The organism is Aliikangiella coralliicola (assembly GCF_007004725.1).
Taxonomy (GTDB): Bacteria; Pseudomonadota; Gammaproteobacteria; order Enterobacterales; family Kangiellaceae; genus Aliikangiella; species Aliikangiella coralliicola.
Window position 1 is genome coordinate 366,497 of record NZ_ML660166.1, and the last position, 14,742, is coordinate 381,238.

Here is a 14,742-nt window from a genome sequence, read left to right on the forward strand (position 1 = left end):
CGAGGCAACTCAGTTTTTCAGTTCGTTTAAGGGATTATAGCGCGAATTTCGACAGTCAATTCTCTTCAGAGAGAATTTTCCCTGCTGAGCTTTTTGGTTCTGATCTTTAATTAAAAAAGGCGTGCACCTGGCACGCCTTTGTCGATAGAAACAACTATCTTAGAAGGACTGGGTATATCTCAAGTAAGTGATTCGCCCATATCCGTGGTAAAGTTCGAAATCGTAATCACGGCTTCCAACATCACCTTTTCCAACTGGTGGGAACTTCTCGCCAGCATTTTGAACACCAACAGTTACCTTACCATCCCAAGCAGTGTGGTAGTTAAACTGAATGTCATGAGTTACCCAGCTAGGTACATGACCAGTTTTTGTCGTAACACCATTATTATCAGTATTAACATCATCGTACTGATCGCCAATGTAGTTAAGGTTATAGCCAATGCTAAAGTCGCCTAACTCAACTGTGTTCGAAATAACCAAACGATCTGCTGGAACTCCAGGATCATCAACTTGCTCACGACCATCACCAGGTGAGCCGTCACCATTCGTTACTGTAAGGCTAGAAACATGGCTCCACTGAACATTTGTCGCCATTTTGTTGCCGAACAGTTCATAGTTAAAGCGACCGTTGAAGTCAAAACCAGATACAGCTAATTCACCTTCGTTCGCAGAACCACGAACCACACTGTCAATCGCACCATTAGCTGTACGAGTAACACTTAGACCTGCAGGGATACTGTCCCCTCGGTTTTGAGCGTCAACTAGAGACTGTGCTGTAAACTGTCGGATTCTATCAGTGATAGTGATATCAAAGTAATCAAAGGTAAAGTTAAACCAATCTGTTGGCTGATAAGCGATACCAGCAGAGAATTGCTCTGACTGCTCTGAACTTAAGCTTGGGTTTGCAGTAACAGTACCGTTGATCTGCACACCAGTACAAGGCGAGATTCCTTGCACAACACAAGTTTGAGGGTCAACTACAGTATCAGCACTAAAAGAATCTTTTTGAGTCAAAATATCTAATGTCGGTGCACGGAAACCTTCACCGTAAGAAGCACGTAATGTTACTTCTTCCATCGGTTGCCATCTAACAGAAACTTTTGGAGAGAAATCACTACCATAGTCGCTGTAATCATCGTAACGACCAGCTACATTAAGCTCCAAGTCGTCAGTTAGCGGAGCTAATGCTTCGAAATAGTAAGCTGTAACATCACGTGAACCACCAGCACTATTACCTGACGAACCACCAACCTGACCAGCTTCAGATAGCGAGTCATATTGGTCAGAATAAATTTCTTCACGATATTCAGCACCAACAAACGCTTGTACTGTACCGCCGTCAAGCTCAAACAAATCAAATGCAGCAGATACCCACATTTCATTTTGGTCAAACTTACTGATACGAGAAGTCGTTACTCTCATTGAGTTCAAAACAGCATCGCTTGAACCATATGGGTCTGCCAAGTTGTAAGCACCGCTTTCAATCAGTTCCGCAGCAGCAGAACGAAGCAGGAAGTTACGGCCGATATCGTTATTTCTGTTTTTGGTTCTGCGAACACCGAAATCTAATTCAACATCACCAACTAAACCAGTTGCACCAACCTGAAGGTCTTGTAAATCATTATCTACAACAGAATCACGATTACCTAGTGCATCAAAACGGTGCCACCAGTTAACTTCTTGAGGAGCTAGGCCAAGAGAAGCATCATAAACGTTACCATTTGGGTTGGTTGGGTTGTTAGGACTAGTAGCACTTAAACGGCTAGAAAAGAAGCTCGAATCTGGTACAGGAGCATAACGACCAAATGAGCTGGTTTTAGCAACACTTGCATTTGCCCAAATTTCCCAGTCGCTATTGATTTCGTGCTTACCTTTTAACCAAAGTGAGCGGTTATCAGTACTTGCTTCGTCAGCACTAACCAATGTGAAGTCGTAAGAACAACGTGGTACGCCATTTACGTCTCGTAAGAAATAACCAGTACCAGGGAAGTTACAAGCACCTGGTATAGCAGTGTAATCACGATTATCACCACCATTAGCGTCTAAAGTAGTAAAGTTATTACCGAAGTTAGAAGCTCCTGGGTTATTCCATGGTAAGTGACGTTGGAAAATGATGTCTCGGCTATTCCAAGAAACACCACCAAGTAGGTTTGAAGTAGCACTTGAAGCGCCAAACATTACGTAACCTTCTTCTCTGTCGCCGCCATCATCAGGAATGCTTACACTTGCACTACCTAACATAATTTCAGCGCCTTCATAGTCAGAACGCGTAATGACGTTCACAACACCACCGATTGCATCAGAACCGTATACCGCAGATGCACCGTCAGATAATACTTCGATTCGCTCGATTGCGCCTACTGGAATGTTATTCAAGTCTTGCGCTTGACCAGAAATAGGAGACTTAGGTAAACGACGACCGTCAATCAATACTAAAGTACGGTCAGAACCGATACCACGTAATGAAAGAGTAGAAGCACCCTGTAAAGAACTACCAGATTGAGGTCTGAATGAACCAGAACTATTGAATGTTAAGTTACGTAGGAAATCAGCAGCTGAACTCTCGCCACTCATTTCAATTTGTTGTCTGTCAATGACAGTAATTGGCAAAGAGCCTTCAACATCAGTTCGCTTGATTCGCGAACCAGTAATTGTGATTTTTTCTTCTGTAGCTTCTTCTTCCGCTGCGAAAACAGTCGGAGCTGAAAAAGCAGAAACGGTTGCGCTGGCGAATAACGCAAACTTCACCGCCGTCGCAATTGGATTGCGTTTATCTAGTGTACTCAATTTTAATTCTCCCTGGTTGTCATGGAGGTTGTTATTAAGCTTGGCTTTGGCTTCTCGTTATGCTCGAGGAGTCCAAAACCAGCCTTTTTTGGCCATACGGCCTGATCTGCCAGCTCCGATACTAACCGTTATTAATTATGTAGGTCAACTTTTTGTTACTTTTTTTATTTTGGGTAAAAAGTCTTATTTTATGCGGGCTTCAGAGGGTTTCAAGTAAGTTTCGGGGTGTTTTTTGAACAACATTTTTTTTTAAAATCGCACTTTTTTAAAGAAAAAACTGGCTATTTTCAAGTGGTTGTATTCAACAAAAATTCAATATATTGTCAGATTGGCAAACTACGAAGATTTTCGGAGATCCTGTTATTGAATAAAATAAAACTCAAAAATCTCCAATTAAATTTATTAAGATTATTAATGGCCAAAATATCCTATTTGGCCATTTTATTAAACTCTCTCGCCAGTTCAAATTGCTTAGAAGTTACGAAAGATTCAAGCTTCTGTAATTTTTTTTCGACGTCTGAAAACTTATTTTCAACTCTGGTCAACGCATCTTTGGGTGCGGTTCCTGAACGCCAAACGTCTTTTACACTCGATCGATAGGGCTTGGACTCTGCTTTTTCGTAGTTGTTTTCGTCACGATGTCGGCGCCTTTCCCTGCCAAAACACCCTTTGTTACCTTGGCTACCGGGCTTAGGATCAAGTACAAAACACAAGACCAGGTATGCTAGAACAATTGCGCCAGACCCCAATAACAATGCAGATACTGCAATAATCCTGACAACCCAAACTTCAAATCCGAAATATTCAGCAACTCCAGCACAAACACCACATATCTTTGCCCTGTCGGGATCTTTGAACAATCTTCTCTTTTCGCCCGAGTAACCTCTATTCTCTCTCATATTTTTTTCTCCACTCAGGGGTTTCCTGATCAAGAATAGATTCAAGATTTTCAATTCGCTCCATCATCGAATCTGCTATTTTGGTCAGTTCCTGTAGCCGAGAATGGTCGGCTTCCGAAATACCTGATTCTTTCTGATTTTTGGAACGGTAATGCATGATAATCCAGATCGGCGCTACAATTACCATGAATAAGATCATCGGAACAAAGACTAATTCTTCCATCTATTTGGTCTCCTTGGTCGATTTGCTACTTTTGTTTACCCTCGATTTTAACTCTGCCAGATGGCGATCAAGTTCATCTTCTTTCTCTAAGTCATTGATTTCATCGGCCAGATTTTTGTTTCTTCCAACGTCAAAAGACTCAACTTCTGATTCTAGTTCATCGAGCTTACGCTCAAATCTATCAAATCGAGTAACAGCGTCTTCGGCAGAAGAATCATAAAGGCTGCGCTTAACCTTTAATCTCGAAGAAGTTGTTTTGTGCCGCATAAGCAACGCTTTTTGGCGCGCTCTGGCATCATCGAGCTTTTCTTGTAATTGGCTGACTTCCGCCGAAAGTCTCGCCAGTTCATTTTCTACTTTATCAAGTTCTAGCTGAAGTTCATCAGCGACTTCTGTCGCTTTATTGCGCTCTAGTAAGGCAGATTTGGCTAAATCTTCGCGTCCTTTGGTAATCGCAAGTTCCGCCTTTCTCTCCCATTCCCCTGCTTCAGCTTTTAAAAATTCAATGCGTCGAGTAATGTCCTTTTTTTCAGCAATTGTTCTGGCTGATGACGTTCGCACTTCTACCAGGGTGTCTTCCATTTCCTGAACTATCAAGCGAATTAACTTTTCCGGATCTTCAGCTTTGTCCAGCAAAGCATTGATATTTGCATTGACGATATCAGCAAATCTCGAAAAAATGCCCATTACGACTACCTCCTGATTTTAAAATAACGACTTCAATACAATAGAGAAGCTTTAAAATAATGATAAAAAATAATAACTTGGAACGAATGTCTTTAATCAGTTCTTAAAAAAGAACTTCTAACCAGTCTATCTTTGTCGAAACATTTGAAACTTGAGCAAAACCAGCATTGTGTTCTAAAGAATCCTGGCCGTTAAGTTTCTCAGTCTGTCCCGCCTGGGCCAACATAATTCCCAGCAATCCAATAACGCCAATAACCACTTCCACTAATAGCTTGCTGCCTCGGCGTGAAAGTGATTTGTGTGATTTCCGTGTTAACATGACTATTGCCTCAAAAATTGGTTAACTTGGCTAATTAAGTTGATTTTCCAATGATAGTTACAGATTTTGTGCCAACTTTTAAGATAATACTTAAGCCTTTGTATTTAATAATTATTTCCTATTTTTTACTAGCTTCATACATTCCTATGTGTGAAAATAACCTATAATTTAGTCAATTCTACCAACTGACACGCTAAATAGATGCCATGTACCGCCAGATTAGTGCTGCTTATATACTGGTCTACTAATACATAGGTCTACTATTGCATAGTTCCATTAATATTTAGCACTAAAAATATATTGAGCTGGTTGTGAGTGAAAAATAGTCCGGACAAAAACTAAAACACAGGCAATAAAACACTTTTTCTATTCAAGAGCAACTAAACATGAATCGCGATACCGACAATCTTATAGGTGAAGCTTCAAGCTTCTTAGAAGTGCTAGAACAAGTGTCTTTGGTCGCTCCCGTTGACAAACCAGTGTTGGTGGTCGGTGAACGTGGCACGGGAAAAGAGCTGATCGCAGCAAGGCTTCACTATCTATCCAGCCGTTGGGAACAACCATTTGTAAAACTCAATTGTGCGGCCATCAATGAAAATTTATTAGAGACTGAATTATTTGGACACGAATCCGGTGCGTTTACCGGTGCTAGCAAGCGCCACCTGGGGCGATTTGAACTTGCAGACAAAGGAAGTCTATTCCTGGATGAACTAGGCAACAGTTCACTAGCGGTGCAAGAAAAGCTCTTAAGAGTAATTGAATATGGTGAGCTAGAGCGCGTGGGCGGTAGCAAAACCATTAAAGTCGATGTGAGACTAATTGCAGCAACCAACGAAAACCTGCCTGAACTAGCACATCAGGGAAAGTTTCGCGCCGATTTACTCGACCGGCTTGCTTTCGATGTAATCACTATTCCACCTTTAAGAGCGAGACGCTCAGATATTTTGAGGTTAGCACAGCACTTTGCAATGGCAATGACCAAAGAGCTAGGCAGGGACTATTTCGCAGGTTTTAGTAAGGAAGCAGAGCAGGCTTTACTCAATTATCAATGGCCAGGCAATGTTCGAGAATTAAAAAATGTGATTGAGCGGTGCATTTATAAATCTGCGGCAGATGCAATGATAGATGACATTCAATTTGACCCTTTCGCTTCTCCTTACCGAATAAGTGGTGAAAAAACACGACTATCTAATGACGAGAAGGTCAATGAGCCCGAACAAGCCATCGTTGAAGGTAGTCAGCAGTCCGCAAACAATAATGATTCATCCAATAATTCTCTATTCAACTTTCCTATTGATCTAAAACAGTCGATAATTGATCTGGAGGTCGACATTATCAAGAACGCCCTTGAGAATGCACAGTTTAATCAGAAAAAGTGTGCAGAATTACTCGGCTTGACTTATCATCAACTGCGTGGATATTTGAAAAAATATCAATTGCTCGAACACAAGTGAATTCATCTGTTTGTGAATATAACTAAAACTGTGAAAGTAGTGAAATAAAGTGTCCATTAAGAGCCTATTCCCAATAATGCGCTTTCTTAATATTATTGTTGTAATCAGTTTAATATCTGCTTGCCAATATCAAAAGAAGGCCAACGTGAGGGACGATGTTTTAGTGTATTGCTCCGAGGGCAGTCCGCAAACTTTTAACCCTCAGTTATCTACCTCAGGCACAACTTTCGATGCCTCTTCCAGAACGCTTTACAACCGACTTGTTGAGTTTAAGCCTGGTAGCACTCTTATTGAACCGGCTCTAGCCACTCACTGGACAATATCAGCTGACGGAAAAGAATACATTTTTGACTTGCGTACCGATGTGAAATTTCATACCACTGCAAACTTCAAACCTACACGGCCATTTAATGCCGACGATGTATTATTTAGTTTTGAACGCCAATGGCAAAAAGACCACCCATTTCATAATACTTCAAAGCTAGGATATCGTTATTTCGAATCGATGGGGATGGGCGGCCTGATTGAGAGCATTGAAAAAATAAGTTCACATAAAATTAAGTTTCGGTTAAGCCGTGCCGAAAGCCCCTTTCTTGCATCCTTAGCGATGGATTTCGCGTCGATTTTGTCAGCTGAATATGCTCAGCAGCTAGCACAACAGAACAAAGTAGAAATAATCGATAGTAAACCTGTCGGGACCGGACCTTTTCAGTTGGTCCGTTACCAGCCCGATGCCTATATTCGATACAAGGCTCACCCAGATTACTGGCAGGGAAAACAGCGGCTGAATAACCTTGTTTTTGCAATAACGCCAGACCCTTCGTTACGCTTTGCCAGGCTTGTTGCTGGCGAGTGCGACGTCATGGCGAATCCGTTACCGGTCCATATAACTTCGGCAGAACAATTTCAAAGCGCTCGGGTTATTAGCGAAGCAGGTTTAAACATTGCCTATCTTTCGATGAATACCACTAAGCCTCCATTTAACAATCACCTGGTACGTCACGCGATTAACCACGCTATCAATAAAAACTCGATTATTAATGCCGTTTACCAAAAAACAGCAACAGAGGCCAAAAACCCGATACCTCCAAACATGTGGGCGTACAACAAGTCGATTAAAGATTTTGAGTTTTCTCCAGAAAAAGCGCGCAAATTATTGTCTGAGGCGGGTTATGCGAACGGATTTAATATGACGATTTCAACTATGTCTGCTCAACGAGCTTATAATCCAAACGCAAAAAAAATGGCTGAACTCATCCAGCAAAACTTACGTGATATCGGGATTAATGTTGACATCGAAACCTATGAGTATGGCGCATTCCTTTATAAAGTCAGAAAAGGCGAACATCATTCTGCGCTACTTGGCTGGACCGGTGACAACGGCGATCCTGATAACTTTTTTACACCACTGCTGAGTTGTGCAGGAACTATGACCGGCACAAATTCTTCTTTTTGGTGTGACCCCCAATTTAATCAATTAATTCACCAAGCACGATCACAAACACGCGTAAAAAGTCGAACTCAACTTTACCAACAGGCGCAACGGGTTTTTAAACAAGCATCGCCCTGGGTCCCTATTGCTCACGCTACTCAACATCTTATCATTAATCCTCGCGTGAAAAACTTTGCAATCATTCCAACTGGTGGTGTGTACTTTAAGGATGTATACCTCGAAAATTCTGAGGTATTAAACGATGAGTAAAATGATATTACGTCAGCTACTGATCCTATTGTCCAGTCTAGTCATACTGACTTTTTTTACTTTTGGTCTGACGTTATTTTTTCCGATTGAGTCTCGTTTCCAATTGTTAGATACCACTCAGGCACCAGACGGTCTGGTAGAACAGTATGTCAGCTATATTAAACATATTATCACCGGTGACTGGGGATTTTCTCAGTCAAGAGGAACTGATGTTCTTAAAGAATTTTTCATTTATTTTCCAGCCACCGTTGAATTAGTTATCACAGCTTTATTGTTAGCGCTATCCCTTGGGATACCACTAGGCATTACCGCTGCGCAAAATAAAAATAAATGGCCGGACAAACTCGTTGTGTCGAGTACTCTAGTCGGCTATTCCATGCCGATTTTCTGGTGGGGAATGTTACTTGTGTTATTCTTTTCTTTGTCGCTTGGTGTTACGCCAGTGGCCAGTCGGCTGGGATTTGAATATGACATCATTCCTGTAACAGGTTTTATGCTAATTGATACGCTTTTGTCCGATCAACCTTATGCGATAGAAGCATTTTATGACGCACTTCACCATCTAATTTTACCCGCTATCGTACTTGCTACAATTCCTCTGGCAATATTTACACGAGTTACACGCTCAGCGATGATAAAAGTCCTCGCAAGCGATTACATTAGAACGGCTAAAGCCAAGGGGCTTTCTCATGGTCGAATTATCTGGATACATGCTTTACGCAACGCCATGTTACCAATCCTGACAATCATTGGCTTACAAATAAGTGTACTCATCACCGGAACGCTGATTACTGAAACGATTTTTTCCTGGCCAGGCGTTGGCAAATGGCTCTTAGAAGCGGTTTATCGCAGGGACTTTGTCACCCTTCACGCGGGATTATTAGCAACTGCTTCTCTAGTAATAATGATTAACATCGCGGTTGAATTAATGTCATTTTATGTAAATCCAAAGATGAGGTTGCAAGAATGAATAACATTCCGCAGTTTTATCAACAAAGACGCATTCCAAGTTCCGCAGCCCGCTGGTGGAAAAATTTTACCGACAATAAATTAGCGACATCGGCGTTATTGCTATTGTCTTTAATCATATTGATTGCCATATTTTCTCCTTTTATCGCTCCTTACGATCCTACATTACAATCGGCAGATTATTTACTCCCTCCTTCGTGGTATGAGGACGGGACTAGCGCCCACATTTTTGGAACCGATGCCTTAGGTAGAGATCTTTTTTCCCGATTGGCTCATGGCGCGGGTCTTTCTCTAAAATTAGCCACCTTTGTTGTCGCCATTGCAGCTTCGGTAGGAATATTTTTAGGTAGCTTGACAGCACTATCAAATCAGTTTGTTGATCAAATTACTATTCGAATTATGGATTTGGTTTTAGCGCTGCCTTCTCTTTTATTGGCTGTCGTCATTGTCGCCATCATTGGTCCCGGCTTACCAAACGCAATTTATGCCGTAGCTATCGTGTTAATTCCGCATTTTGTTTTAGTCACACGAAGTGCCATTAAAAACGAAGTTAATAAAGAATATGTCACGGCAATGATTCTTGACGGTTCAGGTAAAATACGTCTGTTTTGCAAATCTATTTTTCCGAATATATTGCCACCATTAATTGTCCAACTAACTCTCGCATTTTCAACAGCAATACTCGAAATAGCGGCGCTTGGCTTTTTGGGCTTAGGTGCTCAAGCACCACATCCAGAATGGGGCACAATTCTTTCTGAATCACACAACAATATCGTTAACGCTCCGTGGACCGTGACCTTACCTGGTCTGGCGATTTTTTTCACCTTACTATCAATCAATCTTGTTGGCGATGGCTTGCGCGATGCGATGGATTTGGGAAATTAGCGTGTTGTTATTTATTAAAAAAGTCTCGGTCATTTAAACATGCAGTTATTACGGGTCGAAAATCTCTCCGTCACTTACCATAGTAGCAGTGGGCCGCTGTCGATTGTTGAAAGACTTTCACTAAAAATGGATGAAGGTGAAATACTCGGCGTTATTGGAGAGTCTGGCTCAGGAAAAAGTGTCTTCGCCCTATCAATAATGGGACTGCTTTCGACCAAGATGGTGATGCGTGCAGATTATCTTAATCTGGATGGCGAAGACCTAATGAAAATGTCAGCAATGGATCGCGCTGTTTATGTCGCCTCAAAGGCTGCTATTATTTTTCAAGAACCCCAAGCTAGCTTAAATCCTTGTTTTACTGTGAGTAGTCAGCTTGATGAAACGCTTTCTATACATCAGGGCGGAACTCGAAAAAATAGGCGAGTACGCGCTCTGGAACTTTTGGACTCAGTCGGTATCACCAAACCTGAAATTTTGCTTAAACTTTACCCCCACCAGTTATCGGGCGGCATGAATCAAAGAGTTGCAATTGCGATGGCGCTGGCGTGTAAACCAAGATTACTAATTGCCGACGAACCGACCACCGCATTAGATGTTACCATCCAGGCTCAAATTCTTGAATTACTCGTCAATTTAAGTCAATCTGAAAAAGCTGGATTGATGTTGATCACTCACGACTTTGCCCTTCTATCAGAAAACACTGATCGTATTGGAGTAATTTATTCAGGGCAGTTAATGGAACACGCTGCCACCGAAAATATTTTAAACTCTCCACGCCATCCTTATACTCGTGCGTTGTTAGATAGTGTCCCGCAATTAGGTGATCGACACGTAAAGGGAAGTCGCCTGTTTGCGCTACAAGGCCAAATTCCAGCGATGGATCAATTACCTGTGGGGTGTCGTTTAGGCCCACGCTGCCCTAAAGCTGAAAAGCAGTGCGTTAACAAACCTGAATTACTCAGCGTAGAAAATCATGGCAAGGTACGTTGTCATCTGGCCAAGCCGTCACCAACAGTAAAAAAACCGTTGGAACAAGAGGAACAATGATGCACTTATTAGAAGCACAGAACTTATCAAAATGCTACAACTTGAGAAATTATCAATTTGGTAAAACTGCGCGACTGGAAGCGATTAAAAACATTAGTTTTACTCTTGATGCCGGACAAACACTCGCAATTGTTGGTGAGTCAGGTTCAGGAAAATCGACTTTAGCCAGGCAAATTATTGGAATCGAAGCACCGACCAATGGCCGTGTTGTATTTAACGGCGAAGAGTTAAACTACAAAAACAAAAAACACCGTAAGCTTCGCTTCAAAAATATTCGTATGATTTTCCAGAACCCTTATGAATCACTCAATCCACAAGCCCGTGTTGGTTCAACTTTGGAAGAAGTTTTATTGATAAATACTCAACTTTCAGCAAAACAAAGGAAACGAAAAATCGAAGAAACACTTACCAAAGTTGGTTTGCTACCGGAACATCAATACCGCTACCCTTATATGTTCTCTGGTGGGCAGCGTCAAAGAATCGCTATCGCAAGAGCAATTATTCTAGATCCAAAAATAATCATCGCTGACGAACCGCTTTCCGCCCTTGACGTTTCTATTCAGGCTCAAATATTAAATTTAATGCAAGAGCTTCAAGAGCAAATGAAAATTTCCTACTTATTCATTTCCCATGATCTCAATGTAGTTGAACATATCGCTGATAATGTAATGGTAATGTTTCATGGTGAAGTAGTGGAACTGGGAAGTATCGAACACATTTATGACGATCCGCAACACCCTTATACCCAGGCGCTTTTTGCCAGCACACCTATGTATCGACGAAGATTTCCTGATTTCGCACAACCGCAATTTTCAAAACGTAAGGGAGTTGGTGAAGAAGGATGTTGTTTTGCCAAACGCTGTCAGTATTGCCAATCCCATTGCGAACAAGAAGCTCCGCCACTTCTCTCCGATCAAAATGGTCATGAAATCGCCTGCTTTAATGTTAACTCAGATCAAAAGCAAGCGAGTTAGTCCATAACAGTTTTTTCAGCCAAGTCAGGGCTTGTTTGTTTTTCACTAATCACAATAAACGCGAAAATAAAAAAAGGGCGAATCCGCCCTTTTTTTACTATAAAGAAACAACTCTACTAACGAGATAGAACTCCAAGATTTCGTTTAACGTCAGCATTTTTACGATTATTTTCGATGAACGCGCTGTATCCTGCGTTAGCAAAATAGCTGCTGATATAAAGTTCTCTTTGTTTTTTGTTCGCATCATCAGCTTTTGACCAATCGCCTTTTTCCACCTGGCTTAACATGAGCACAGCAAATCCTTGATAGTCCTCAGCCATTTCTAGAGAGACTTCACCTTCTGCTGGTGTCGGCATCTTGAAAAACTGCTGATTAGTTGTGTAAGACAAACTAGCATTGTTACGTTCGATTTTGTCCAAATCAGTCCAGCTCAAGGTATTTTCTGTCAATAATTCATCAATTGATTCTTGTGCTTTTAACTTAGTCAATAAAGTATTGGCTAGATCTCCTGCAGCTTGTTTTGCTCTCGATTGGATTAAATTATTTCTCACTCTATCTTTAACCTCTTCAAGTGGTTGAATTTCACTCGGCTTATGTTCTTTTAATCGAAGAACGACTATGTGATTTTCACCCAACTCTATCGGTTGAGAATTCAGTAACCCGTCTTTAACATCAGTACTAAACGCTGCGTCTTTGACTGTTTGATTAGCAAAAATACCTTCTCTACTTGATTGACCAAATAAATTACTGGTTTTAACTTCAAGCTCTGTAGCAGTTGCAGCCTCAGATAGTGAATCCGCAAACTCAAATGATTTTTCCTTCAAAAGCTCAGCCTTAGCATGGAAAATTTCCTCAGCTTTCTGCTTTTTCAGCTCTGGAACTAATTCAGCTTTCACTTGCTCAAGCGGTTGAACATTACCTTCAATCAGATTGGTTAATTTTAAAATCTGATAACCATCTTCAATCTTAATTGGTTGAGTTACATCGCCAGCATTAACTAGTTTAGCGACAGCTTCTTCAGCTGACTCTTCTAACGACCCTGGTAATAAAATACCTAAATCTCCGCCCACTTCTGCAGTCGGAGCGTCATCAGATTCGCTTTTCGCAATTTCTGCAAAATCTTCACCTTTCGCTATTCTTTCACTAATTGCAGTGGCTTTGGCGAGAGCTTCGTCTTCACCGTCTTCTGACAAAATTAAAATATGCGAATATTGACGCTGCTCTTCAGACCTAAATCGACTTAAATTATCCTGATAGTATGTTTCAACTTCTTCTTCAGTCGGGTCTTGAGCATTCTGCAGTGAATCAACTGACAATTCGACATACTCAACGGAAACTTTTTCTTCAATTCGAAATGCTTCCTGATTATCTTGATAATACTGATTAAGATCATCTTCACCGATTTCAAGACCGGCTTTAAACTTTTCAAAATCAAGTTTCAAAACTTTTCCAGAACGCTTTTGAGACATCAACTCGTAATCAGATTGGGCTTCACTTTTTAAAGTAAACTCAGTGCCCGTAATACCACCGATTAGTTGCTGACTAGTTTCCTGATTCGCATAAATTGATTTAAATGCTTCGCGACTTATTTGAGCACGAGCAAGAGTTTGGTCGACCAAACCTGACGAATATTTGCCATCGAGCTGATAATTTGGATCAGTTTGAATTACTTTTCTTAGTGCGTTGGTTGATAACCTTAAACCAAGCTCATTAGTTGATTGCTCGGTCACTTTCATAGTGATCAGCTGTTGAAGAACATTTTCTTGAAAATTTCTTTCGTCTTCTTCGGTCTTAACATTAGCATTATAAAAATCAGCGCGACGTGCTTTAAAGTTATTATAGGCTCTTTGGAACTCGCTCTGAGAGATGCTTTCACCGTTTACCACTGCAACAGCATTCGGATCTCCTAAGAAAAACGATGAACTGAAATATCCGGCAAACACGAATGAAATAACAATTACAAAGACTACAACTTTAACCCAGGGCTTTTTTACCCCTTCTCTAATATTTTCTAACATAGCGAATCGCTCATTTTACAAACTTGGTTTTAAAAACTCGATATTGTTTTTCTTTTTAATCTGTTGGATAAAATACAATCAAACGGATAAAAAAACGCGCCAACCAAGGCGCGCTTATTTTGGCGGAGCGGACGGGACTCGAACCCGCGACCCCCGGCGTGACAGGCCGGTATTCTAACCAGCTGAACTACCGCTCCTTAACCCAAACACAACTTAAAAGGCTTTTAGTGAATCCAAATTCTAATCAAACCCAACTAATGATTGATTAGGTTTGGATTAAGTACAGAAAATCTAAACTCTTAAGCTGGTGGGCGCTGCTGGGCTCGAACCAGCGACCCTCGCCTTGTAAGGGCGATGCTCTCCCAACTGAGCTAAGCGCCCGAAAAATTGAGCGCTAGTTTACCGCGTCTTTAAGGCCTTTACCAGCTTTAAATCCAGGTACTTTTGCAGCTGGAATATCGATGGTTTTTCCAGTTTGAGGATTGCGGCCAGTGCGAGCAGCACGATCTTTTACAGAAAAGGTACCAAATCCGACTAATGCGACTTGATCGCCTTTACGGAGTGTTTCAGTAATAGCGTCAATCATCGCGTCTAATGCGCGGCCTGCAGAAGCTTTAGATATGTCAGCGCCTGATGCAATTGCATCTACAAGTTCAGATTTATTCACTTAATTCCCCTTTAATTCTTATCAGTTGATTTTGAGAGCATAGGTTTAGAGATAATTCGGTATATGCCCCTCGCGGATAACTTTATACCAACGGAGTAATTTACCTGTCAA

General features: G+C 41.2%; 13 protein-coding genes and 2 tRNA genes. 6 read left to right on the forward strand and 9 right to left on the reverse strand.

Features of this window, described 5'->3' with window-relative positions; all coding sequences use genetic code 11:
• Nucleotides 1-159: 159 nt before the first annotated feature.
• The 5 genes from FLL46_RS17045 to FLL46_RS17065 form a co-directional block, all read right to left on the reverse strand.
• Nucleotides 160-2,787 carry a TonB-dependent receptor gene (locus tag FLL46_RS17045; protein ID WP_142932530.1) on the reverse strand — a complete coding sequence of 876 codons (2,628 nt, stop codon included), beginning with the start codon at nucleotides 2,785-2,787 and terminating at the stop codon, nucleotides 160-162.
• A gap of 428 nt (nucleotides 2,788-3,215) precedes the next feature.
• Nucleotides 3,216-3,686, reverse strand: a complete 471-nt coding sequence (gene pspC, locus FLL46_RS17050) for an envelope stress response membrane protein PspC (RefSeq protein ID WP_142932531.1) — start codon at nucleotides 3,684-3,686, stop codon at nucleotides 3,216-3,218.
• Nucleotides 3,673-3,909: an envelope stress response membrane protein PspB gene (gene pspB, locus FLL46_RS17055; protein ID WP_142932532.1), complete on the reverse strand. Its 237-nt coding sequence runs from the start codon at nucleotides 3,907-3,909 to the stop codon at nucleotides 3,673-3,675. The genes pspC and pspB overlap by 14 nt, the downstream gene beginning before the upstream one ends.
• Nucleotides 3,910-4,596, reverse strand: a complete 687-nt coding sequence (gene pspA / locus FLL46_RS17060; protein ID WP_142932533.1) for a phage shock protein PspA — start codon at nucleotides 4,594-4,596, stop codon at nucleotides 3,910-3,912.
• Between the two features lie 103 nt (nucleotides 4,597-4,699).
• Nucleotides 4,700-4,915 (reverse strand): hypothetical protein, encoded by a 216-nt coding sequence (locus tag FLL46_RS17065; RefSeq protein ID WP_142932534.1) that lies wholly within the window; start codon nucleotides 4,913-4,915, stop codon nucleotides 4,700-4,702.
• Nucleotides 4,916-5,301: 386 nt separating this feature from the next.
• Here FLL46_RS17065 and pspF point away from each other — a divergent pair, with 386 nt between their 5' ends.
• From pspF to FLL46_RS17095, 6 genes are all read left to right on the forward strand, one after another.
• Nucleotides 5,302-6,369: a phage shock protein operon transcriptional activator gene (pspF, locus tag FLL46_RS17070; RefSeq protein ID WP_142932535.1), complete on the forward strand. Its 1,068-nt coding sequence runs from the start codon at nucleotides 5,302-5,304 to the stop codon at nucleotides 6,367-6,369.
• 163 nt (nucleotides 6,370-6,532) lie between these two features.
• Complete coding sequence (locus FLL46_RS17075; RefSeq protein WP_168204208.1) at nucleotides 6,533-8,071, forward strand: ABC transporter substrate-binding protein; 1,539 nt, start codon at nucleotides 6,533-6,535, stop codon at nucleotides 8,069-8,071.
• A complete protein-coding gene (locus FLL46_RS17080) occupies nucleotides 8,064-9,041 on the forward strand; it encodes an ABC transporter permease subunit (protein ID WP_142932537.1) in 978 nt (325 codons plus the stop codon). The genes FLL46_RS17075 and FLL46_RS17080 overlap by 8 nt, the downstream gene beginning before the upstream one ends.
• Nucleotides 9,038-9,925: an ABC transporter permease subunit gene (locus FLL46_RS17085; RefSeq protein ID WP_142932538.1), complete on the forward strand. Its 888-nt coding sequence runs from the start codon at nucleotides 9,038-9,040 to the stop codon at nucleotides 9,923-9,925. The genes FLL46_RS17080 and FLL46_RS17085 overlap by 4 nt, the downstream gene beginning before the upstream one ends.
• 39 nt (nucleotides 9,926-9,964) lie before the next feature.
• Nucleotides 9,965-10,972 carry an ABC transporter ATP-binding protein gene (locus FLL46_RS17090; RefSeq protein WP_142932539.1) on the forward strand — a complete coding sequence of 336 codons (1,008 nt, stop codon included), beginning with the start codon at nucleotides 9,965-9,967 and terminating at the stop codon, nucleotides 10,970-10,972.
• The gene (locus FLL46_RS17095; RefSeq protein WP_142932540.1) at nucleotides 10,969-11,946 is read left to right on the forward strand and encodes a dipeptide ABC transporter ATP-binding protein; all 978 of its coding nucleotides are present in this window, start codon (nucleotides 10,969-10,971) and stop codon (nucleotides 11,944-11,946) included. The genes FLL46_RS17090 and FLL46_RS17095 overlap by 4 nt, the downstream gene beginning before the upstream one ends.
• A gap of 116 nt (nucleotides 11,947-12,062) precedes the next feature.
• On the opposite strand, the gene FLL46_RS17100 is transcribed toward FLL46_RS17095, so the two are convergent.
• The 4 genes from FLL46_RS17100 to hupB all read right to left on the reverse strand — a co-directional run bounded on the left by FLL46_RS17100 (nucleotide 12,063) and on the right by hupB (nucleotide 14,631).
• Nucleotides 12,063-13,964, reverse strand: coding sequence for a SurA N-terminal domain-containing protein (locus tag FLL46_RS17100; protein WP_142932541.1), 1,902 nt, complete (start codon nucleotides 13,962-13,964; stop codon nucleotides 12,063-12,065).
• Nucleotides 13,965-14,084: 120 nt separating this feature from the next.
• A tRNA-Asp gene (locus FLL46_RS17105) sits at nucleotides 14,085-14,161 on the reverse strand.
• A 108-nt stretch (nucleotides 14,162-14,269) separates the two neighbouring features.
• Nucleotides 14,270-14,345: transfer RNA gene (locus FLL46_RS17110), tRNA-Val, on the reverse strand.
• A gap of 13 nt (nucleotides 14,346-14,358) precedes the next feature.
• On the reverse strand, nucleotides 14,359-14,631 hold the full coding sequence (gene hupB / locus FLL46_RS17115; RefSeq protein ID WP_142932542.1) for a nucleoid-associated protein HU-beta: 273 nt from the start codon (nucleotides 14,629-14,631) through the stop codon (nucleotides 14,359-14,361).
• Between the last annotated feature and the right edge of the window lie 111 nt (nucleotides 14,632-14,742).

Excerpts from the sequence above, each read along its gene's own strand:
- pspC (WP_142932531.1), bottom strand. The coding sequence starts at position 3,686 with ATGAGAGAGAATAGAGGTTACTCGGGCGAAAAGAGAAGATTGTTCAAA.
- pspB (WP_142932532.1), bottom strand. The coding sequence starts at position 3,909 with ATGGAAGAATTAGTCTTTGTTCCGATGATCTTATTCATGGTAATTGTA.
- pspA (WP_142932533.1), bottom strand. The coding sequence starts at position 4,596 with ATGGGCATTTTTTCGAGATTTGCTGATATCGTCAATGCAAATATCAAT.
- FLL46_RS17065 (WP_142932534.1), bottom strand. The coding sequence starts at position 4,915 with ATGTTAACACGGAAATCACACAAATCACTTTCACGCCGAGGCAGCAAG.
- pspF (WP_142932535.1), top strand. The coding sequence starts at position 5,302 with ATGAATCGCGATACCGACAATCTTATAGGTGAAGCTTCAAGCTTCTTA.
- FLL46_RS17080 (WP_142932537.1), top strand. The coding sequence starts at position 8,064 with ATGAGTAAAATGATATTACGTCAGCTACTGATCCTATTGTCCAGTCTA.
- FLL46_RS17085 (WP_142932538.1), top strand. The coding sequence starts at position 9,038 with ATGAATAACATTCCGCAGTTTTATCAACAAAGACGCATTCCAAGTTCC.
- FLL46_RS17090 (WP_142932539.1), top strand. The coding sequence starts at position 9,965 with ATGCAGTTATTACGGGTCGAAAATCTCTCCGTCACTTACCATAGTAGC.
- FLL46_RS17095 (WP_142932540.1), top strand. The coding sequence starts at position 10,969 with ATGATGCACTTATTAGAAGCACAGAACTTATCAAAATGCTACAACTTG.
- FLL46_RS17100 (WP_142932541.1), bottom strand. The coding sequence starts at position 13,964 with ATGTTAGAAAATATTAGAGAAGGGGTAAAAAAGCCCTGGGTTAAAGTT.